Source organism: Streptomyces sp. SID13666 (genome assembly GCF_010548325.1).
GTDB lineage: Bacteria > Actinomycetota > Actinomycetes > Streptomycetales > Streptomycetaceae > Actinacidiphila > Actinacidiphila fildesensis.
Genome location: NZ_JAAGLX010000003.1, coordinates 120,803 through 142,700, shown reverse-complemented (window position 1 = coordinate 142,700; position 21,898 = coordinate 120,803). Strand labels below are relative to the sequence as shown.

Annotated in this window: 16 protein-coding genes and 1 pseudogene; 12 read left to right on the top strand and 5 right to left on the bottom strand. The window is 70.9% G+C overall.

From position 1 onward, the window contains the following. Positions 1-68: 68 nt before the first annotated feature. Positions 69-497 carry a helix-turn-helix domain-containing protein gene (locus tag G3I60_RS07685; protein WP_244809591.1) on the bottom strand — a complete coding sequence of 143 codons (429 nt, stop codon included), beginning with the start codon at positions 495-497 and terminating at the stop codon, positions 69-71. A gap of 626 nt (positions 498-1,123) precedes the next feature. On the opposite strand from G3I60_RS07685, the gene G3I60_RS07680 reads away from it, so the two are divergent. From G3I60_RS07680 to G3I60_RS07665, 4 genes are all read left to right on the top strand, one after another. Next, positions 1,124-2,326 (top strand): hypothetical protein, encoded by a 1,203-nt coding sequence (locus G3I60_RS07680; protein ID WP_164606918.1) that lies wholly within the window; start codon positions 1,124-1,126, stop codon positions 2,324-2,326. 82 nt (positions 2,327-2,408) lie between these two features. After that, on the top strand, positions 2,409-4,493 hold the full coding sequence (locus G3I60_RS07675) for a tetratricopeptide repeat protein (RefSeq protein WP_164293432.1): 2,085 nt from the start codon (positions 2,409-2,411) through the stop codon (positions 4,491-4,493). Continuing rightward, a complete protein-coding gene (locus G3I60_RS07670) occupies positions 4,490-5,026 on the top strand; it encodes a flavin reductase family protein (protein ID WP_164293433.1) in 537 nt (178 codons plus the stop codon). The genes G3I60_RS07675 and G3I60_RS07670 overlap by 4 nt, the downstream gene beginning before the upstream one ends. 124 nt (positions 5,027-5,150) lie before the next feature. Next, complete coding sequence (locus tag G3I60_RS07665) at positions 5,151-7,211, top strand: restriction endonuclease (protein ID WP_164293434.1); 2,061 nt, start codon at positions 5,151-5,153, stop codon at positions 7,209-7,211. Between the two features lie 428 nt (positions 7,212-7,639). Here G3I60_RS07665 and G3I60_RS07660 read toward each other — a convergent pair whose 3' ends face one another. Beyond that, entirely contained in the window at positions 7,640-8,389 is a 750-nt protein-coding gene (locus G3I60_RS07660; RefSeq protein ID WP_343240921.1) for a peptidoglycan-binding protein, read from the bottom strand. Positions 8,390-8,579: 190 nt separating this feature from the next. On the opposite strand from G3I60_RS07660, the gene G3I60_RS07655 reads away from it, so the two are divergent. Beyond that, entirely contained in the window at positions 8,580-9,398 is an 819-nt protein-coding gene (locus G3I60_RS07655; protein WP_343241929.1) for an AfsR/SARP family transcriptional regulator, read from the top strand. A gap of 34 nt (positions 9,399-9,432) precedes the next feature. Here the strand turns inward: G3I60_RS07655 and G3I60_RS07650 are convergent, their stop codons facing one another. Next, positions 9,433-11,502 (bottom strand): phosphocholine-specific phospholipase C, encoded by a 2,070-nt coding sequence (locus G3I60_RS07650; protein WP_164293437.1) that lies wholly within the window; start codon positions 11,500-11,502, stop codon positions 9,433-9,435. A 300-nt stretch (positions 11,503-11,802) separates the two neighbouring features. On the opposite strand from G3I60_RS07650, the gene G3I60_RS07645 reads away from it, so the two are divergent. From G3I60_RS07645 to G3I60_RS07635, 3 genes are all read left to right on the top strand, one after another. Then, entirely contained in the window at positions 11,803-12,543 is a 741-nt protein-coding gene (locus G3I60_RS07645; RefSeq protein ID WP_164293438.1) for a hypothetical protein, read from the top strand. A 270-nt stretch (positions 12,544-12,813) separates the two neighbouring features. Beyond that, entirely contained in the window at positions 12,814-13,557 is a 744-nt protein-coding gene (locus G3I60_RS07640; RefSeq protein ID WP_164293439.1) for a sigma-70 family RNA polymerase sigma factor, read from the top strand. Continuing rightward, on the top strand, positions 13,554-14,306 hold the full coding sequence (locus G3I60_RS07635) for an aspartyl/asparaginyl beta-hydroxylase domain-containing protein (RefSeq protein WP_164293440.1): 753 nt from the start codon (positions 13,554-13,556) through the stop codon (positions 14,304-14,306). The genes G3I60_RS07640 and G3I60_RS07635 overlap by 4 nt, the downstream gene beginning before the upstream one ends. 31 nt (positions 14,307-14,337) lie before the next feature. On the opposite strand, the gene G3I60_RS07630 is transcribed toward G3I60_RS07635, so the two are convergent. Next, on the bottom strand, positions 14,338-14,871 hold the full coding sequence (locus G3I60_RS07630) for a copper chaperone PCu(A)C (protein ID WP_164293441.1): 534 nt from the start codon (positions 14,869-14,871) through the stop codon (positions 14,338-14,340). Continuing rightward, positions 14,868-17,231, bottom strand: a complete 2,364-nt coding sequence (locus tag G3I60_RS07625) for a cation-translocating P-type ATPase (RefSeq protein ID WP_164293442.1) — start codon at positions 17,229-17,231, stop codon at positions 14,868-14,870. The genes G3I60_RS07630 and G3I60_RS07625 overlap by 4 nt, the downstream gene beginning before the upstream one ends. 844 nt (positions 17,232-18,075) lie before the next feature. On the opposite strand from G3I60_RS07625, the gene G3I60_RS07620 reads away from it, so the two are divergent. The 4 genes and pseudogenes from G3I60_RS07620 to G3I60_RS07610 all read left to right on the top strand — a co-directional run bounded on the left by G3I60_RS07620 (position 18,076) and on the right by G3I60_RS07610 (position 21,898). Continuing rightward, a complete protein-coding gene (locus tag G3I60_RS07620; protein WP_164293443.1) occupies positions 18,076-19,518 on the top strand; it encodes an MFS transporter in 1,443 nt (480 codons plus the stop codon). A gap of 132 nt (positions 19,519-19,650) precedes the next feature. Beyond that, a pseudogene (locus G3I60_RS07615) lies at positions 19,651-20,685 on the top strand (beta-ketoacyl-ACP synthase III); the annotation flags it as partial. 42 nt (positions 20,686-20,727) lie between these two features. Continuing rightward, entirely contained in the window at positions 20,728-21,000 is a 273-nt protein-coding gene (locus tag G3I60_RS45205) for an acyl carrier protein (RefSeq protein WP_232485180.1), read from the top strand. A gap of 4 nt (positions 21,001-21,004) precedes the next feature. After that, positions 21,005-21,898, top strand: a complete 894-nt coding sequence (locus G3I60_RS07610) for a TauD/TfdA family dioxygenase (RefSeq protein WP_164293445.1) — start codon at positions 21,005-21,007, stop codon at positions 21,896-21,898.

The following is a 21,898-nucleotide window of genomic DNA, read 5'->3' as shown; positions in this document are numbered from 1 at the left end:
GATCAGCAACCACTCATGAGCGATATGAGCGATGAGCGATCCTATGCCCAGGGGTGGACCAGTGGATATCAGTCCGCGCGGCGCAATCCCGCCTCTCTGCGGGCAATGACTTCGATCATGTCGCTGATGGTGCCCAGGCCCTCGGGCGACAGGTTGACCGCGCGCAACGCCACCTCGCGTACTCCTGCGTCCCGCAGCGCCCCGAGGAGCTGGAGCTCCTGCGCGATCTGGGCGCTCTGTTGGTCGTCGAAGAAATACATCGGCGGCACCTGGAAGAATTGAGCCAGTGCTTCGAGGTGACGTTTGGTCGGATTGTCCCTTCGGCCCGTGCGCAGTTGCCACAAATAAGTGGCTGAAAAGCTCTCCCCGGTGGCCTCGCGGCACGCCCGCGCCACTTCCTCGTGGGTGTACGGCGTGTGGTCCGGTCCGCGGACGACGTCGAACAGCCGGTCGATCTTGTCCGCGAGCGTCGGGGTGCCGGACATCGGATCAGGCACCGCATACCTCCCTTGGTCGAGTGCCCTGCGTATCGCCTGTGGTAAGCGCGGGTGGGGTCCGCTCTGCGTCTCACGCATCTTAGTTGGTGACGCGCGGGTTCTGACCGCCTTGGCTGTGGAGACCGGGTGCATGTTCGCCGGGTCCCGAGGGACTCCCCAACTGGCTTGAAACGAGCGCTTGTTGGCCTGACATCCGATCTGTCGTCCTGTCAGATGTACGCCGTGTCCGACTGTTGACGGCCGGGAGGACGCGTGCCAGCCTGTCAGCGGAGATGAATGAGGGAGCAAATCTCATTCACATCAGTCTCTGTTCCTTTGCGCCACACAGACCCTCCCGGCTGCCGGGAGCATCGGGCGCGACCGCGCCCGACGATGCGTCACATCACGGAAAAGGAGCACAACATGAAGAAGATCGTTGTCCGCAAGGCCGGCACCGTCCGTCTGACCTCCGCCGCGACGTCCTGCTACTGCGGTGGCACGCCCGTCCTCGCCTGACCCAACCCTTACGGGCCGCGGCGAGCCGGTCGAGACCGGTCCGCCGCGGCTCGTGGAGCTCCAGCCGGTCCGGGCCACGGTGTCCGCGGCCCGGACCGGCACTTCTGCGGACCAGTGACAGTGAGGTAGTGATGGACGCCGCGGCAGTGGACCTCGACCGACCCCTGAGGCTGTACCCGCTGACCTTCCTCGAGGAAGGCGACGAGGTCACCGTGGGACGGGCCGACATCGATTCCTACGGCCTCTTCCCCGCCGACGGCGCGGCGCTGCTGCGCCGCCTGGAGACCGGGGAGACCCCGAACGACGCCGCCCGCTGGTACAACACCCAGTACGGCGAGACCGTGGACATGGTGGAATTCCTCGAAGTCCTGGAGGCCTTCGAACTGCTCGTGCCGGACGGCGAGGAGGTCGGCGAGGCGGGCGCGGTGCGCTGGCAGCGGCTCGGCCGGGCGCTCTTCTCTCCCGTGGCCTGGGTGCTGTACGGACTGCTGTTCATCGCCGGCATCGTCGCCATGTTCCGTGAACCGGCCGTGGTCCCGACCTACCACAACATCTTCTTCACCAGCTCGTCCCTGGTGGCGCTCGCCCTCGGCAACGTCCTCGGCCAGGCGCCGTGGATCCTGCTGCACGAGTCCTACCACGCACTGGCCGGACGCAGACTGGGCCTCAACTCCTCCCTCAGCATCGGCCGGCGCTTCTACTACGTCGTCTTCCTGACCAAGCTGGACGGCCTCGTCGCCGTACCCCGGCGCAAGCGCTACCTGCCGATGCTCGCGGGCATGCTCGTCGACGTCCTGGTCGTCACCGGGCTGACGCTCGCCGCGGTGCCCCTGGTCTCGTCCGACGGCTTCGCCGGATTCATGGGCCGCTTCCTGCTCGCGATGGCCTTCGGCACCCTGCTCCGCTTCGCCTGGCAGTTCTACTTCTTCCTGCGCACCGACCTGTACTACCTCGCCACCACGGTGCTGGGCTGCAACGATCTGCAGACCGTCGCCAAGGGCATGCTGCAGAACCGGCTCTACGGCCTGATCGGGCGGCGCGACAAGATCGTGGACGCGGAGACCTGGACCCCGCGCGACCGCGAGGTCGCCCGCTGGTACGTCTGGCTCATGGTCACCGGCTACGCGGTCCTCACCGGCCTGCTGATCACCGCCGTGGTCCCCGCCGCGATCCGGATCACCGAGATGGCCGTCAGAAAGCTCTTCTCCGACATCTCGCCGCTGAACGTCCTGGACGTGACGGTCTTCCTGATCCTCAACTTCGGCGAGCTGATCCTCGCTGGCATCCTCGCCGTCCGCGGCTACCGCCGCCGCACCCCCGCCACCGCCAGCTGAACCGAGGCCGGCACCGACCACGGCCCGCACCGACCGCAGCCCACCGGAACGCCGTACGACGCGACGCAGAGGAGCAGTCCGCATGAACGAGGTTGTCCCCACTCACCACTGGGTCCGCGGCGGGCTGGTCCGGGACCGCGAGGCCGCCATGGAACGGCTCGGCCTGCCGGCCGGACCGGTCACGGTCGTGAACGCGCACCGCGGACTGCGCGGACCGTACACCGCTGCCGGGACCCTCGTACGCGCCATGGTGCCCGACGTCCTGCTCCGCGACCGGAAGCTGGTCGAGCGGTACGACATCGAACTGCTCTCCGCCGCGCCGGACCTCCGCTCCGTCGTCCCCAACTCCCGCGAGACGCTCACCTCCATGGCGCTCCCGGCCGAGCGCACCCGCTACTACGCCCGGCTGCGCACCACGCGTATCTCCAACGGCCTGGTGGAGTTCGTCCGCGACGGCCTGGCCGCCGACGGGCCGCGCGTCCTCGTCGTGGAGAACGCCGACCGGGCCGAGGCCACCGACCTGGAGTTCCTCACCGCACTGGTCCGCCGGATCGACCCCGCGCACCTGACCGTCGTCCTGCGCAGCGGCGGCACCGGACCCGCCGACGAGGCCCTGCTCGCCGTCCTCGCAGCCCGCGCCCGGGTCACCGAGGTCCGTCAGGCCGACGCGGCGGGCGGGCCCGCCGACGCGTGGGCCTATGTCGCCTCGGACTGCACCACCGACGAGCCGGCGCCGCGCGCGGCCTACGAGGCACTCGACCCCGCGGCACGGGCACTGCTGCACGACCGGCGCGCCGCCGAACTCGCCGAACGGGACGAGGAGTCGCTCCGCCTCGGCGCCATCGCCTACCACCTGGAGCACGGCTCCGACCCCGGCGGCGCGGGCGTTCCCGCGGTCTTCCACGCCATGGACCACAGCCTGTGCAACGGATTCTACGAGGCGTGCGTCGACTACGGCCGGCGCGGACTGGCGCTCGTCGACCCCCGGACGGAACACGACCGCTGGTGGGCGTTCACCAAGGGCGTGACGCTCTCCCTCTCCATCCTCGGCCGCACCTACGAGGCCGAGAAGCTGGACGACCAGGCCCGGCTGAACTCCGTCAAGCCCGCCGTCCACATGGCCGCCGCCTACAACACGGCCATGCTCTACACCCGGCACAACGACCCCGAGGACCGCGACGAGTTCAAGGCCAAGGCCTGGCTGAACTCCGCCATCGCCACCGCGTCACTGATCGAGAACCGCAGCGACCGGGCCTTCCAGAGCGCCTTCTACAAGAACGGCCTGGCCCTGGTGGAGGTCAATCTCGGCGAGCCGACCGAGGCGCTGCGGCTGGTCGACGAGGCGATCAGCAGCCTCGACGAGCTGCTCGGCCCGGACGAGCACGTCCTGCACCGCTCGGTGCTGAAGAACAACAGGGCCCGGGTCTACCTCAGTCTCGGCCGCATCCAGGAAGCCCTCGCGGACTACGCGATCGTCATCCGGGAGGATCCCAACCACGCCGAGCACTACCTGGAACGCGGCAACATCCTGCGCCGGCTGGGCCGCCCCGAGGAGGCGTTCGAGGACTACGCGAGGGCCATGCGGCTCTCCCCGCCGTTCCCGGAGATCTACTACAACCGCGGCGACCTCCGGCTCAACGAGGGTGACACCGAGGGCGCGCTCGCCGACTTCAGCTATGTACTCGAACTCGTCCCGGAGTTCGTCGACGCGTACGTCAACCGGGCCGGTCTGCTGCTGGAGGCGGGCGAGCTGGACGCGGCCGAGCAGGACGCGAACACCGGCCTCGGCTACGAGCCCGACAACCCGTATCTGCACGCGGTCCTGGGCCAGGTGCACGCGGAGCGCGAGGAGTTCGAGGAGTCCCGGGCCGCGTTCGACCGCGCGCTCACCGCCGATCCGGACATGATCACGGCACTGTCCGGACGCGCCGCCCTCGCCTACGACATGGGCGAACTGGACACCGCCGCCCTCGACCTCGGCCACGCCGTGGAACTGCAGCCGGACGACCCCGCGCTGCGCTACAACCGTGCCTTCGTCCACCAGGACACCGGCCACTGGGAGGAAGCCCTCGCCGACCTGGAGATCGCCGCCGGGCTGGCACCGGACGACTCCGACATCACCGAGGCACTGGACACCTGCCGGCGCAAGGCGGCAGCCGCGCGATGAGCGCGGACGGAGCGGTGACGACGGACGGGGCGGTGACGGCGGACGAGGCGGTACGCGAGCAGCAGCGGCCGCTGCGGTCGGTGCTCGGCCGCTTCGCCACCGGCGTGGCGGTCGTCACCACCGTCCGCCGGGGGCGCCCGGCCGGACTGACGGTGAACTCCTTCACCTCCCTGTCCCTCGACCCGCCGCTGGTCCTGTGGTGCCTCAACCGCGCGTCCAACCACCGGGCCGCCTTCACCGCCGCCCCGCACTTCGCGGTGCATCTGCTCGCCGCCGACCAGCGCGAACTGGCGGCCCGCTTCGCCGGCCCCGGCGACCGCTTCGAACGCCTCACCACCCGGCCGGGACCCTACGGGGTACCGCTCCTCGACGGCACGATCGGCACCCTGATCTGCCGCCGCGACCGTATCGTCCCCGCCGGGGACCATCTCGTCCTCATCGGAGAGGTGCTCGACCACCACGCGGAGCCCGGCGCGCCGCTGCTCTTCCTCGACGGCCGTTTCCATCGCGGTCCCGACCCGGAAACGACCTGAACAGGTATCAACCGGCCGGACGCCGACTAGAGTCGGATCACCGCGAAATGCCGTACTGCTGGTGGGTGTGCCAGTGCACAGTTCCGGGTCCGTGATGCGACCCGGGGGGAGGGCGTGTGCCCGGATGAGTAGTCGCTCCAACCGGTCGATGGGCGTGTGGGCCGAGGCGCAGCGGCAGAGGCAGCGCCAGTTGGAAGCGCATCAACGGGAACAGCGCTACGCCGAACGGGAACTCGCCCGCAGCAACCGGGAGCAGCAGGCCGCGTACCGGCAGCGCCGCGAGGCGGATGCCAGGCGGCGTACCGAGGAACTGGACGCGCGGGTCGAGTCGTTGACCCGGCTGCTCGCGACGGGCTGCCGGGCCCCGGCGTTCCGCACGTCGGCCCTGCTCCGGTCCGAGCAGCTGGAGCCGTTCGCCCCCGGCCGGCTCGCCGTCCCCGTCCCGATGCCGCAGCAGAGCGCCTACCGCCCGCAGTCCGGCTGGGGTTTCGGCTCGGGCCGGCGGGCCCAGGAGGAGGCCCAGGCCCGGTACGAGCACGACCTGGCGGCCGCGCGGACCGCCGAGGCGCAGCGGCAGCAGCAACTGACGTCGCACGGGCGGCAGTACGACGCCTGGCGCGCCACCCAGCTGGCGGAGATCCGCCGGCACAACACCGGTATCGCGGAGAACGTGAGCGGGATGCGCCGGGGGGACCCGGAGACGGTGGTGGAGTACTTCTCCGCGGCGCTGTACGCCTCCACGGCCTGGCCGGAGGGATTCCCGCGCCAGGTGTCGTGCGCCTACGACGCGGCCGCCCGCCGCCTCGTGCTGAACTGGGAACTCCCGGGTTACGACATCGTGCCGGAGGCCAAGCTGGTGCGGTACATGCCGGGCGCGGACCAGGACAAGGAGACGGCCAGGCCGGTCGGGCAGCGCCGGGCCGTCTACCGGGACGTGGTGGCGCAGTGCGTGCTGCTGGCGCTGCGCGAGCTGTTCGCGGCGGACGAGTTCGGCACGCTGGACTCGGTCACGCTCAACGGTTTCGTGGACGACCACGACCCCTCGACCGGACTGCGCGCCCAGCTCTTCCTCGCCACGGTCGCGGCGGACCGCCAGGTCTTCGAGCGGCTGAACCTGGTGCAGGTCAGCGCGGTGGACTGTCTCGTCGACGGCCTGGGCGGCAAGCTGTCCGCGCGCCCCGACCAGCGCACCGTGGTGCGGCCGGGCGCGGTTCCGGCGGACCTGGGCCGTGGCACGGTCTCGCACGGGGGAGGGGAGGACCCGGACCTCTTCGAGATGGACCCCATCGAGTTCGAGTCGCTGGTTGCGGAGCTGTTCAGGGCCCGCGGCATGCAGGCGGTCATGACGCAGCGCTCCAACGACGGCGGTGTCGACGTCGAGGCGCTGGACCCGGACCCCATCAGCGGCGGCACGATCATCGTGCAGGTGAAGCGATACCGCCACACGGTGCCTCCCACCGCCGTACGCGATCTGTTCGGAACGGTGCAGGGGGCGGGGGCGATCAAGGGCGTCCTGGTGACGACCTCGGGCTACGGCCCCGGCTCCTACACCTTCGCCAGCGGCAAACCGCTGACGCTGATCTCCGGCCCCGAGCTCGTCGATCTGCTGGGCCGCCACGGGCTGCGCGGCCGGCTCGGCGGCGCCCCCGCGGTGCCCGCCCAGCGGACGACTCCACCGGCCGCGGCGGCCGTCCCTGACACCGAGTACAACCTGTTGGGAATGTCCTGGTCGGGTGGCGTCGCGCTGGATGTGTGCGCACTCGTCTGCCGGGGGAACCGCGCGCTGAGCGACGACCACTTCGTCTTCTTCAACAACGCGCAGACTCCCGACGGGGCGGTGCGGGCGGTGTCCCGGCCCGCCCGGGACAAGGCGGCCGTCCTGGTCGCCTTCGACGCCCTTCCCGCGAGTGCCGACCGGCTCGTGCTGGCGGTGTCGATCGACCCCGAGATCAATCCGCACGCCGACCTCGCCGGCTTCACCGACTCCTTCATCCGGCTGTCCGACGGTTCGGGAGCCGAACTCGACCGGCTGGAGGTCTCCGACGGCCGGGCCGGCGAGACCGCGCTGATCCTCGGCTCCTTCCGCCGTCGGGCCAGCGGCGACTGGGAGTTCGTCATCGGCGGCAAGGGATACGAGGGCGGGCTGGAAGCGCTGGTCCGGGAGTACGGCATCGACGTCGGTTAGGGCCCTCCCGCAGGGCCCCGACCGACGCCGTGCCCGTTCAGGTGATCGTGTAGTTGACGACGAGGAAGATCTCGTCGACGGCGGCGGCGGCAGAGCCACGCGCCGTCCTCCTCGGGGCGAGGAGTCCCGGTGTCGTGCTCGCCGTAGTTGGGGTCCGGCGCGGACGGGCCGGGGCTCGTCGCGATCGGCACGGTCATCCGACCCGTTCCGGTTGCCGGATTCGCGGCGAATTTCTCACCGATCCCGCGCACCGCTCCGCCGCCCTTGGGCAGGGAGACGGAGGGCGCGGTCGGCTGTGTCGGCGCAGGATTCCTGGGTGTGCTGGATCGAGGCATGGCGAACTTCCGGAGTGGAATTCCCTCGTGTCGCAGGAATGCGAACTCATGTACGCGGGACGGGAATTCGAAGAGGGAATTCCGGGCGAAAGGTCAGGTATTCGGCACGCGCAGGTTCGCCCAGGAAACCGGACCGGGCCAGCCGTCGGCGTCCGAACCCCGGTAACCGATCTTCAGCTGGAACTTCGCGTACGAACGCCGGTCGGTATCCGTCCACTGCGGGCCGGGCCCCTGGCTGTACAGCGCCACCCCTTCGGCCACCAGCCGGCGGCCCATCGCCGTGATGACCGGGCTGTGCGGAGCGGTGTGGAACCACTGCGCACCGGGGAACGGTTCCAGAGCGGGCGGGTGCGGGGTGGGTGTCGGGCGGGGCCAGGCCGGATCGGCGGAGGCGATGCCGCCCGGGTACTTCGGGTAGCCGTAGCCGTACACCCGGGGCGAGGTGCGTTCGCGCACCCGCCGGTAGACCCCGTCGCCCTCGGCGGAGCCGTTCACGTTGGTGTTGCCCTCGATGGTGTAGATGCGCGTGGCGTCGAACCGCTCCACCACGCCGGTGTGCTCAGAACCGCCGACACCGTAGAAGACCTGGGCTCCTACCGCCGGATACTCCGAGAACCGCCCGCGCTCCTTGAACCAGGCGACGCCCGTGGCGCACGACGCGGTACGCGGGAACAGGGCGGCCGCGCCGGCGCGCAGCGCCACCCAGGAGACGAAGGTCGCGCACCAGGGCTGCCCCTGCGACCACTCCAGGCCGGGGACCTCGTCGCTGTACCGCTGGATGTTGTTCCAGTCGCCGTGATCGCGGCCCTCATGGACGCCGACCTGCCCGGCCGCGGTCCGCATGACCGCGTCGGGATCTCCTTGTACCGTTTGCGCCGATAATGGGTCTGCGGACATGTGAATCACCCCCGTCGGCTCCACCGTTGGAGCCGGTAAGGACACAGTCCCCGGGTGGCCTTGCAGAATTCGTGCAACTTGCGTGCAAGGTGCGTACCAGGCCTACTTCTCATCCATGAGATGCGCGTGTTAAACAATGACCGTGAAAGACGCACCATCGGTCTGGGGGGAGACCATGGAGTTCCGCTTACTCGGACCTGTCACCATCGCCGACGAAAACCGTTCGATCAGCCCGGGAGGGCGTAGACAACAGGCTGTCGTGGCAGCTCTGTTGATGCACCGCAACACATTCGTTCCGGTGCCCCGGCTCATCGACTACGTATGGGGGGACGAGGCGCCGCCCAGCGCGGTCAACAGTCTCCAGAGTTATGTCTCGCGATTCAGGAAACTCCTGGAACCGGGGCCGCCCGACGGATCGGTGCGCCTGGTGCGCAGCGTTCCCGGCGGGTATTCACTGCACGCTCCGGACGAACAGGTCGACGGAGTCCGGTTCGCGCGGCTCGTGTCGGACGGCAGGTCGCTGCTCGAGGCGGGCCGAGCGATGGAGGCGTACCGCTGTCTGACCAGGGCGCTGCGGCTGTGGCGCGGGCCCGCGATGGCCGGTCTCGCCGATCATGAGCCGCTCGCCGCGGAGATCGCGAGGCTGGAGGAGTTGCGGACGTCCGCGACCGAGTACCTGGCGACGGCCGCCCTGGCACTCGGCCGGAACGAGGAGGCCGTCGCCCTGCTGAAGGGCGTCATCCGCGAATGCCCGCTGCGGGAGCGGCCGCGCGCCGGCCTCATGCTGGCGCTCTACCGCTCGGGCCGGCAGGCGGAGGCACTCGCGCTGTTCAGGACGACCCGGGCGATGCTCATCGACGAGCTGGGGGTGGAGCCGGGCCATGAACTGGCCCGGCTCCAGCAGTCGATCCTCCGCCAGGACCCGGCGCTCGCCAGGCCGGCTCTGACCGTCTAGCAGAGGAGGGACGAAGGAACAGCGGGAGCAGCGGTCAGCGCGTGGCGATCGCCGGGTCGCTCGTACCGGGCTTGCCGGTCTCGACATGGCCGGCCAGCCGGCGAAGGAAACCGCCGTCCTGCTCGGAGCAGACCGTCAGGTCGTACCAGTCGTGGCTGTGGCGCGGGTGCGCGGTGTGAACGGCGCGCGCGCCGGGCCGCAGCCGGTACGTGGCCGGGCGCTCGTGCCCGTACCCGTCCTTGACGGTGAGCTTGACGGTCGTCGTGCCCGGATTGCTGAGCACCAGCCGCACCTGGCCGCTGCTGCCGTCATGGGCCGCGGTGACCTCCGGGCCCCGGCTGCCGGCGTGGCCCGCGAACTGCCGCAGGAAGCCGTTGGGGCCGTGCACGGTGAAGTCGTAAGCGCTGTGCCCCGCCGGAGCGATGGCCAGGCTGTCGGACAGCCGTCGTCCCGCCTCGACGGTGTACGTCCACGGGCCGTCCGTGTTGGTCGGGGAGGTGACGTACAGGTTCGCGCCGGCCTTGCCGTGGTTGGCGAAGTCGATCTTCAGCCGATGGCCCTTGACGTCGACCCCGGCGTCGGCGGCCAGGTTGTACGGCAGCGCGCGGGCCGGCCGCAGACCGGGTTCCTGCTTCGGCAGCACCGGGTTGGCCGGGGGCACCGGCACGTAGTCGGGGTGCCGGTCCCGGTCCGGCGGCACGTAGCCGGCGGTGTCGGGGAGCGACGGGACCCTGGTGTCGGTCCTGCCGAACTGGAACGCGGTGGTGAGGTCGCCGCAGACCGCCCGGCGCCAGGGCGAGATGTTCGGCTCGTGGACGCCGAAGCGCTGCTCGATGAACCGGATGATCGAGGTGTGGTCGAAGACCTGGGAGTTGACCCAGCCGCCCTTGCTCCACGGGGACACCACGAACATCGGGACCCGCTGCCCCAGGCCGTAGGCGCCGGGCACGCTGTGGTCGGTTCCGGTGGGCGTGAACAGCTCGCCCGTGATGTCCACGGTCGACGTGCCCTGCGCCGGGGAGGACGGCGGGTACGGCGGCACGGCGTGGTCGAAGAAGCCGTCGTTCTCGTCGTAGGTGATGAAGACCGCGGTCTTGCTCCACACCTCGGGGTTGGACGTCAGCGCGTCCAGCACCTGGGAGATGTACCAGGCGCCGTAGTTGACCGGCCAGTTCGGGTGCTCGGTGAAGGCCTCGGGGGCCGCGATCCAGGAGACCGCGGGCAGCCGGTCGGCCGCCACATCGGCCTTGAGGATGTCGAAGAACCCCTCGCCCGCCTTGGCGTCGGTGCCGGTGCGGGCCTTGTCGTACAGCGGGTCGCCCGGCTTCGCGTTGCGGTACTGGTTGAAGTAGAGCAGCGAGTTGTCGCCGTAGTTGCCCCGGTAGGCGTCCTCGATCCAGCCCCAGCCGCCGGCGGCGTCGAGTCCGTCGCCCACGTCCTGGTAGATCTTCCAGGAGACCCCGGCCTTCTCCAGGCGCTCGGGGTAGGTCGTCCAGGAGTAGCCGGCCTCGGCGTTGGTGATGACGGGTCCGCCGCCGGTGCCGTCGTTGCCGACGAAGCCGGTCCACATGTAGTAGCGGTTGGGGTCCGTGGGGCCCAGCAGCGAGCAGTGGTACGCGTCGCAGATGGTGAACGTGTCGGCCAGAGCGTAGTGGAAGGGGATGTCCTCGCGCGTCAGGTAGGCCATCGTCGTCGCGGTCTTGGCCGGTACCCAGCGGTCGTACTTGCCCTGGTTGAAGGCGGCGTGGCCGCCGTTCCAGTCGTGGTTGAGGTCCTGGAGGAACTGCAGGCCGAGATTGTCCGCCTCCGGGTGGAAGGGCAGGACGTCCTTCGTGCCGTCGGACTGGTGGAAGACCGTCTTGCCGCTGGGCAGCACCACCGGCCGGGGGTCGCCGAACCCGCGGGTGCCGCGCAGGGTGCCGAAGTAGTGGTCGAAGGAGCGGTTCTCCTGCATCAGGACGACGATGTGCTCGACGTCGCGCAGGGAGCCGGTGCGGCGGTTCGCCGGGATCTCCGCCGCTCGGGCGATGCTGTTCGACAGCAGGGAGGCGGCGGCGGTGCCACCGGCCAGCTGCATGAATCGTCGGCGGTCGATGGCGGTCATGAGAGGCCGGCCTCCAGGGTCGTCCGTGGCAGTGCGGATGCGCTGCCAGTCTCCTCAGGTGGTGGAGAACCCTCCGTGACCGATGGATGGAACCACGGTGAATACTCCGCCAACCACGATCACTCGTGGGCGAGCGACATGCTCGCAGCCACCGGCACCGAAACCAAGAGGACGCCCCGGCCCCGTACGATCCGGCCCGGCGACCGCCGAACCGCCGGATTCTCATCACGTACATCACAAACGGTCAGGTCCGGGGCCATATCGCTCCCACCGGGCGGGCCGGGGTGGCACGATGGCCGCATGACCACCGGGCCGGCGTCCCGCACCGCACGAGCCGCGATGTTCGCGGCCGTCTGCGTGCTGATGGCAGCGCTCGGGCACTCCTGGGCCTCCGGCGTCGCCGTTCCGTGGTGGTCGCTCTGCGCGGCCTTCTCCGGTACGGCCTCGGCCGCCTGGTGGCTGGCCGGGCGGGAACGCGGCGTTCTGGTCGTCGCCGGATCCACCGTCCTGGCCCAACTCGGCCTGCACACCCTGTTCGGCCTGACCCAGCCGCTCGGCCGCGGAACGGCCGGCCTCATGTCCCACGACATGCCCGGCATGCACAGCGGCACCGCCGCGATGTCCGCGGTCATGCGCATCGGCGACATGGACATGAGCATGAACATGGGCATGGGCATGGGTATGTCCGGTTCCGAGGGCCGCCCGACCGCCGCCTCGGACCTCATGGGCATGGCGTCCGGCGGCCACGACTCCACCACGATGTTCCTCGCCCACCTGCTCGCCGCCATGGTCTGCGGACTGTGGCTGTGGCGCGGTGAGGCGGGCGCCTTCCGTCTCGGACGGGCTCTGTCGGCCCTGATGGCCGCCCCGTTGCGACGCGTCTGGCGCGTGCTGTGCCACTTCTTCCGCACAGCCCAGGACGACGGCCGGCCGTGCCCGCGCCGTACCGCCGACGACGCTCCCGCGCACGCGCTGCGCGGCGCCCTGCTGCACCACGTCCTGTCCCGCAGGGGCCCACCAGCAGCCGCCCAGTACTGCTGACACCGCTCGTCCCCGCGCGCCCGGCCGACAAAAGCCGCGCGCCCGGTGACGGGCGGAGTACCCGCCTGCCCGTACGCCGCCGCGCCCACGGCGGGCGCCGTCGCGCAGGCCGGTCCCTGACCATACGGATCTCTCCCACCGCCCGCCGACCGCGGCCGGGGGACACGGACCGGGCCCGTCCGGACGGACACCGCCGGTCCTGAGATGCCGTTCGCCGACGGCCGCTTCACGCCGTGGTGCGGCCGTGCAGCACGAGAAGGACCTTTTGTGATGACTCATGCCCTGGTGAGGGGCGCCCCGAGGGCGTCGGCTCGCAAGGACGACGAACAGGTCACCGAGTGGGCGCTGGCCGCGCGCGGCGGTGATCCAGCGGCGGTCGAGCGCTTCGTACAGGCCACGTACAGCGACGTCTGGCGGTTCACCGCCCATCTCAGCGGCGATGTGCACGGCGCCGACGACCTGACACAGGACACGTTCCTGCGGGCGCTGGGCGGCCTGCCGCGGTTCGCCGGCCGCTCGGGCGCGCGGACCTGGCTGCTGTCGATCGCCCGCCGGGCCGTCATCGACCGCTACCGGCACGCCGCCGCCCGGCCCCGTATCTCCGACGCCGTCGACTGGCGCAGCGCCGCCGAGGGAACCCAGCCCGTCGGGGTGCCGGGCTTCGAGGAGGGCGTGGCGATGCTCGAACTCCTCGACACGCTGCAGGCGCCACGCCGTGAGGCGTTCGTCCTCACCCAGCTGCTCGGTCTGTCCTACGCCGAGGCCGCCTCCACGACCGGCTGCCCGATCGGCACCGTACGGTCCCGCGTCGCCCGCGCCCGCGACGACCTGGTCGTCCTGCTGAAGGCGGCGGAGACGGCGCCACGCCCGGGAGCCGTGCACCGGCAGCACGGCACGGAGCACCAGGCCACGGAGCACTCCGCCGCGGAGCACCCCAGCCGTGAGCGCGAGACCGCCGAATACCCCGTCCGTTCACGCCACATCACCCAGCAGCACGTCTGGAGCCACGCATGACCCCCGAGATAGAGAAGGCCTTCGCCGCGCTGCGGGAGCAGTACGGAGCGGGGGCCATCGTGCGCGTCGAGCAGATGCTGGAGCCGGGGCGGCAGGACCGGCACCCGCTGCAGAATGGCGCGAAGTGGATCATGCCCGGGATCTCGCAGCGCCCATGGCACGACCCGTACGAACACCAGGAGCTGGCCCCCGTGGTGCACGCTCTCGAAGCCGCGCACACCGCCGTCAGGGACGAGTTGGCGCAGGCCTGGTCCGTGCGCCGGGCCGCGTTCTCCGACTACGAGCACTACCTGACGCGCCAGGAGGACTGGCAGGCGCTGTATCTGTACCGCGGGGGAGCACTGGTGCGGGAGTCGGCGGACGTCGTGCCGACGGCGTTCGGCGTGCTCGAGGAGTACGCGGTCGACACCGGGAAGATCTGCCCGCTCCTGGAGAGCCACTTCTCCACACTGCTGCCCGGCGCGTCGATCGCCCCGCACCACGACCTGTGGAACTTCAGCATCAACCTGCACCTCGCCGTGGACATCCCGGACGGCTGCGGCATCACCGTCGCCGGTGAGACCAGGAGCTGGGAGGAGGGCAAGTGCCTGCTGTTCGACTACTCCTTCGAGCACGAGGCGTGGAACCGCGGCACCCGGCCGCGCACCGCCCTCCTGATCGACCTCTGGCACCCCGACACCACGATCCCGGAGCGGGCCGCGCTCGTCGCCCTCATCACCGAGATCCGGAAGCTGATGGGGGAGGGGTGACCGAGGGCTGACGGCCGTCGTCCGTCCGGGGTCAGGCTCCCGGACGGACGACCACGGCCTCGACCCGTACTTCCCCGCTGTCCCGGAAGCGCAGGACGAACGGCACCCGCTCGCCCAGCGGCAGCCGCGGCGGGCGCGGGATCATGACGTCGAGCCCGGCCGGATCCATGGTCACGGCGGTGTGCGCGCGCACGGCGACCGGGCCTGCGGGCGCCATCCGCCCGGCTCCGTCGCGGACGACCGTGCGGGTGAGCATCGCCGGCCCCAGGACCGGGGAGTCCACCGACAGCAGGATGTCGTCGGTGCCGCCGGAGTTGCGCAGGGTGAAGAAAGCCGCGGTCGCCTCGGTGTTGGCGGGCCGGAGGACCCGGGCGTCGGTGACGGTGATGCGGGCCGGGGGTTCACCGGCCGCGCCCGTCGTCGTATAGGCGGTGAGCAGCGCCAGCACGGCCACGCAGGTGGCCACCGGGACCAGGGCGGCGCGCACCGCACCCGGCACCTCAAGGACGATGCCGTCCGAGGCGGAAGCGGGCCGGTCGTGGTCGTCGCGGGTCGGCGTACTCATCGCGCACCCGCCAGGGACCGTTCGCCGCCCTGCCGCCGCCCCGGCGTACGCCCGGACCGTCCGCCGCCGCCCGGCCCGGACCCCGGGCCGGGTCCGGTGCCGGACGAAGGAGCGAGCAGCCGCAGGCTGTTGCCGACGACGAGCACCGAGCTGGCCGACATCGCCAGCGCCGCGAACATCGGGTCGAGCCAGCCGGTCGCCGCGAGCGGCACGGTGAGGATGTTGTACCCGAACGCCCAGCCGAGGTTGGCGCGGATCGTGCGCAGGGTGCGGCGGGTGAGCCGGACCGCTTCCACGACCGCCTCCATGTCCTCGCGGACGAGGGTGATGTCGGCCGCGCCGATCGCCACGTCGGTTCCCGCTCCCATCGCCATCCCGAGATCGGCGACGGCCAGTGCCGCGGCATCGTTGATGCCGTCACCGACCATCGCCACCCGCCGCCCGGCGGCCTGCAGTTCGGTGATGATCTCCGCCTTGCCCTGCGGGAGGACACCCGCGTGCACGTGAGTGATGCCGGCCTGCTCGGCGACCGCCTCGGCCGCGGCGGGACCGTCGCCGGTCAGCAGGACGGATTCGATGCCCAGCTCCCGCAGATGGCGTACGGCGCGATAGCTGGAAGGACGTACGGTGTCGCCGACGGCCAGCACGGCGACCGCCCGGCCGTCCAACTCCACGACGACGGCGGTGTGCGCGGCGCGCTCCGCCCGGTCCAGCGCCTGCCGCAGGACATCGGGGAGAGCCGATCGGCCGCGGGGGCCGGTCACCCGGATCTCATGGCTCTCGACCCGGCCGGACACACCGACGCCGGGTAGCGCCCGGAAGTCCTCGGCCGCGGGGAGCGCGTTTCCTTCTCCCGCGCGGCGGCGCGCCGCGGCGGCCACCGCCCGCCCGATGGGGTGCTCAGAGCCGTGCTCCACCGCGCCCGCCAGCCGCAGCACCTCGGCCGCGGCCGGCCCGTCGGGGACGGTCGTGGCCTCGACGAGTGTCATCCGGCCGGTGGTGAGCGTGCCGGTCTTGTCGAACACGACGGTGTCCACCCGGCGCAGCCGCTCCAGTGCCTCGGGCTCGCGGATCAGGATGCCCAGTTGGGCGCCGCGTCCGGTGGCGGCGAGAAAGGCGGTCGGAGTGGCGAGACCGAGCGCGCACGGGCAGGCGACGACCAGTACGGCTACGGCCGCGGTCACGGCAGCTTCCGCGCCGGCACCCGCTCCCAGCCAGAAGCTGAGCACGGTGGCGGCGACCGTCACGATGGCGGGGACGAAGACACCCGCGATGGAGTCCGCGAGCCGCTGGATACGGGCCTTGCCCGCCTGGGCGTCGGTCACCAGGCGGGTGATGCGGTCGAGTTGGGTGTCGGCGCCGACGGCGGTCGCCCGTACCACCAGCAGCCCGCCGGAGTTGACCGCCGCGCCCACGACCGTGGTCCCGGGCCCGACCTCCACCGGAGTGCTCTCACCCGTGACCAGGGAGAGGTCGAGCGCGGAACTGCCCTCGACCACGACGCCGTCGGTGGCGACCCTCTCACCGGGCCGGACGAGGAACTCCTGGCCCACCCGCAGCTCCGCGATCGGAATCCGCGGGCCGCCGTGTCCGTTCCGGTCCCGCAACTCGACGTCCTTGGCGCCGAGTTCGGCCAGCGCGCGGAGCGCCGAGCCGGTGCCGCGCCGCGCGTGTGCCTCCAGCCAGCGTCCGGTCAGTACGAACAGCGGGACGCCGACCGCCGCCTCCAGATACACATGGGCGACCCCGTCGCCCGCTGTCGGCAGCCAGTTGAACGGCATCCGCATGTTCTGTTCACCGGCCCCGCCGAGGAACAGCGCGTACACGGACCAGAGGAAGGACGCGGCCACCCCCACGGACACCAGCGTGTCCATGGTGGCCGCCGAGTGCCGCAGCCCCCGCAGGGCCAGCCGGTGGAAGGGCCAGGCCCCCCATACGGCGACGGGTGCGGCGAGGGTGAAGCACAGCCACTGCCAGTGGTTGAACTGCCAGGCCGGGACCATGGACAGCAGCATGACGGGGAGCGCGAGCGCCGCGGTGCCGAGCAGCCGGTCACGGTCGGCGCCACGGGCCGGGGCGCCATCGGTCCCGGCGCCGTCGGCTGTTGCGGTGGTTCCGGAGCCGGCCGTTGCGGGCGGCCGCGGGAGTTCGGCGGTGTACCCGGCCTGTTCCACGGCTGAAATCAGCTGCTCGGCGGACGTCTCCGGCGGGTGGGTGACCCGGGCCCGTCCGGTGGCCAGATTCACGCTGGCGGTCACGTCCGGGAGCCTCGCGAGCTTCTTCTCCACCCGGCCGACGCAGGCCGCGCACGTCATACCACCGACGACCAGGTCCGTGGTGACCGGACCGGTGGCCGTCATCGTCCGGCCCCCGGGAGCTCGGGCCCCTGCGATCCCATGCCGCCCATGCCCGGCATCCCACCGCCGTCGGAGTCCGGTTCGGACGGTGCTCCCGGCTCCGCACCGGGACCGGATCCCGGCCCGGAATCCGGCGACGGATCGCCCGGGACACGTGGTGCGTCATTGCCCGTCCGGTGGATTCCGGGGGATACGGGACCGGCCGCCCGGCCGACCGCGAACGAGCCCGCCATCAACACGGCCAACAACACGAGGAATCCGAGCAGGGCCGGTGGTGGCGCGGCCCGGGATATACGCCAGGAGCTGGCGGAACGCGAGGGAGTGCGGGTTTCTGCCACGGGAGTCAATGCCACTCCCTAATGTTTGCATGCCGTACGGGGCTGGTAGCCCGATCGGCAACTCAGTAAGGTGTGAGGAAAAATATCGAAGGGGCCGGGAACTGAACGGCTCCGTCATCCGACTACTGTAAAAGACCTGTTGAAGTCCGGTGTCGTGAGAACGACGCGGTGTCGCGGGAGTTACGGTCGGAATTCGCCATCTCCTCTGCCGTGCAGGGCCGCAGGAATGGCCAAAAATAGCAGGTTTGGTCAGCTGCTCGGGTTGACATCGTCTCCAAGAGTGCCCAATATTTTGGCCAGATATCGGCGGCACATCCCCTTGCTCCGAAACGGCGGCTCCTCCGGATCATAAGGAAGCCGCATTCGCAACAGGACGTCAGGTCAGTCCAAAACGAATACACGGCGTTTGCCGCGTTCCGGGACCTCGGTCAGGATCCAGGACGGGCCGCCGCTCCCGGCGTATGACGGGCATACGACCAGGGGCGGATTCCAAGGGGGAACGTCCGAGCATGTCTGCACTGAAGGCACCACCCGCTCCATCGCGCCAACGTCTCGGACTGTCCTTGTTCGTTCTGGCCACCGCCCAACTCGTCATCGCTCTCGACTTCAACGTCGTCTATGTCGCGCTCCCGAGCATCGGCAGCGGTCTCGGCTTCTCGGCCCAGGACCTCCAGTGGGTGGTCAGCGCCTACGTCGTCGCCACCGCCGGCTTCCTGCTGCTGGGCGGCCGGACCACGGACCTGGTCGGCCGCCGCCGGATCTTCGTCGTCGCCGCGCTGCTGTACGCCGGCTCCTCGCTCGTCGGCGGACTGGCCGGATCCGCCACCGTCCTGGTGGCCGTCCGAGCCGTCCAGGGCATCGGCGGGGCACTGCTGTTTCCCGCCACTCTCTCTTTGATCACTACGCTGTTCAGCGAGGGACCGGCCCGCAACCGGGCGCTCGCCGTCTGGGGCGCCGCGGGTGCGGGCGGACTCTGCTTCGGCTCACTGCTCGGCGGAGTGCTCGTCGACGCGTTCGGCTGGCCGTCGGTCTTCTACGTCAACGTGCCGCTGGCCGGGGCGATCGCCGTGGCGGGGTGGATGCTGTTCCCCGCTGACGAAGTGCGGGGGCAGCGGCGGGAGTTCGACGTGGCCGGCGCGCTCGCGGCGACCGGCGGCATCACGCTGCTGGTCTTCGTCCTGGTGCACGCGCCCGAAGCCGGCTGGACCAGCGCCTCCGTCCTCGGCTGCTCGGTGGCTTCCGTCGCCCTGCTCGCGGCCTTCGCGGCCATCGAGACCCGCACCCGCGATCCGCTCACCCCGGCCCGGCTGTTCGCCCACCGGAGCCTGGTCGCCGCCATGGGACTGACCGCGGTGTTCAGCGCCACCTTCAGCTCACTGCCGTACTTCCTGACGCTGTACTTCCAGACGGTCCGCGGCTACAGCGCCCTCGAGACCGGGCTCGCCTTCCTCGTGCCGGCGCTCGTGGTCGCGGCCGGCACCAAGGCGGGCGAGCTGGCGGTCGGCGCGATCGGGATGACGAAGACCCTGCTGGGATCACTGCTGCTGGGCGCCGCCGGTGCCGCGCTGCTGGCGCTGGGGCTGACCACCGACGGCTCGTACGCGCGGGTGCTGCCGGGGATCGTGCTGCTGAGTGTTGGGCAGGGCGCCGGATGGACCGCGATGTGGATCGCGGCGGCCGCCGGGGTCGCGCCCGGGGACCAGGGCGTCGCGTCCGGTCTCGCGTCCACGACCCTCCAGGTCGGTGGTGCGGTCGGCCTCGCGGTGCTGGTGGCCGTCGCCGACACCGGCCGGCACGGTGGACTCACCGGCGAGGCGCTGCGGCTCGCCCTGCTGGGCGACATCCGCACGGCCGTGTACGTGATCGCGGCCGGCATCTGTCTGGGCACGGTGGTGCTGCTGGCTTTCCGCAGAGCGCCGGGCCCCTTAACTCCGGCCCCTCCGGCGCCCTGACCCGGGTCACGCGTGGCGTTGCGGACTGCCGCCCGCCGTCCCCGTCGCTTCCGATTTCCTCCCGGCCTCCGTGGCCGCGCAAGTGCACGCATACCGAGGAGAACCGTCGTGCTCAGCCCGAACACTCCGACCCTGCCGAACACCGTCACCGATCCGACCCACCCGGCCCACCGGCCCGACGGGTCACGGCCCGTCGCCGTCGTCTGCGGACTCGCCGGGTGGCTACCGCCCCGGGCCGTCACCAATGAAGAACTGTCGCAGCGTCTGGACACCACCGACGCGTGGATCAGGACCCGTACCGGCATCGGCCGGCGGCACTTCGTGGACCCCGGGCAGGCCACCTCCGACCTGGCGGTCGAGGCGGGCCGCCGGGCGCTGGAGTCGGCCGGCATCGAGTCGGTGGACGCGGTGATCGTCGCCACCACCACACCGGACCGCTCCTGCCCGGCCACCGCGCCCGTCGTCGCCGACCGGCTAAGTCTGAACGGTGTGGCCGCGTTCGACGTCAGCGCGGTCTGCACCGGATTCGTCTACGGGCTGGCGTCCGCGGCCGGGCTCATCGCGGCCGGTGTCGCGCGCCGGGTGCTGCTGATCGGCGCGGACACGTACTCCGCCATCGTGGACCCCGACGACCGGGCGAACGCGATCATCTTCGGCGACGGTGCGGGAGCGGTGGTGCTGCGCGCCGGGCACGCCGACGAGCTCGGCGCCGTGACCCACTTCGACCTCGGCAGCGACGGCGCCAACGAGGACCTCATCATGGTCGCGGCCGGCGGCTCCCGGCAGCGCGCCGACGGCGCCACCCGCGCGGACCAGCACTTCGCGATGCGCGGCCGGGAGGTCTACCGGCACGCCGTGACCCGTATGGCCGGCTCGGCGCGCGCGGTGCTGGAGCGCGCCGACTGGAAGGTCGAGGACGTCGACCACTTCGTGCCCCACCAGGCCAATCTGCGGATCCTGCACTCGGTGGCCGACGAGCTCGGCCTCGCCAGGACCGCCTGTGTGTCCAACATCGAGTCCGTCGGCAACACCGGCGCCGCCTCGATACCGCTCGCCCTCGCCGACGCCGCCGCCCGGCGGGCCGTCCGGCCGGGCCAGCGCATCCTGCTCACCGCGTTCGGAGGCGGCCTCACGTGGGGCTCCTGCGTGCTGCGGTGGCCCGACCTCACCGCTTCCGGTACCCGAAGGACAACGGAGGAGACAGCCCACATGAGTACCACCTATGAGCAGTTGGTCGCGATCATCGCGAAGCTGCACGACGCGGACCCGGAGCTGGTCCGCCCCGAGGCGTCGTTCGCCGAACTCGACGTCGACTCGCTGACGATGGTCGAGATCAGCATGCGCCTGGAGCGTGACCTCGGCATCGAGGTGGCGGACAACGAACTCCGCGGCGACCTCACCCTCGACGAGGCCGTACGGCTGATCGACGCCAAACTCGACGGCCCGATCGGCACCCCGGCCACCCACCACACGAAGGGCTGACCCCATGAAGATCACTCCGCAGGCCGGCAAGACGCTCGGCGCGAGCGTCGAGGGCTTCGACCACGCCGCCGCCTCCGACGACGACATCGCCACGCTCAAGCAGACGGTCTACACGCGCAAGATCGCGGTGCTGAAGGGCCAGGACCTGTCGCCCAAACAGTTCCTCGAACTCGGCAAGCGGCTGGGCCGTCCCGAGACGTACTACGAGCCCATGTACCAGCACCCCGAAGTCGAGGAGATATTCGTCTCCTCGAACGTCCCCAAGGACGGAAAGCAGATCGGGGTACCGAAGACCGGCAAGTTCTGGCACGCCGACTACATGTTCATGCCGGACCCGTTCGGACTCACCCTCATCTACCCACAGGTGATTCCGCAGAAGAGCCGCGGAACCTATTTCATCGACATGGGGCGGGCGTACGAGGCGCTGCCCGAGGACCTGAAGCAGGACATCGAAGGAACCTACGCACGGCATTCCGTACGGAAGTACTTCAAGATTCGGCCGCACGACGTGTACCGGCCCATCTCCGAAATCCTGGAGGAGGTCGAGACCAAGACCCCGCCGGTGGTGAAGCCCACCACCTTCACCCACCCGTTCACCGGTGAGACGGTGCTGTACCTCAGTGAGGGATTCACCGTCGGCCTGGAGGACGCGAACGGCGTGCCGATCGACGAGGCGCTGCTGCGCCGGCTGTTCGAGGCCACCGGCCAGCTCGACGACGAGTTCACCCATCCCGGCATCCACCTGCAGAGTTTCGAGCAGGGCGACCTGCTGGTCTGGGACAACCGCAGCCTGATCCACCGGGCCCTGCACACCGCCACTCCGGAGCCGACGGTCTCCTTCCGCGTCACGGTGCACGACGAGCGCAAGCTCTACGACACCGAGTCTCCGGCGGCGTAG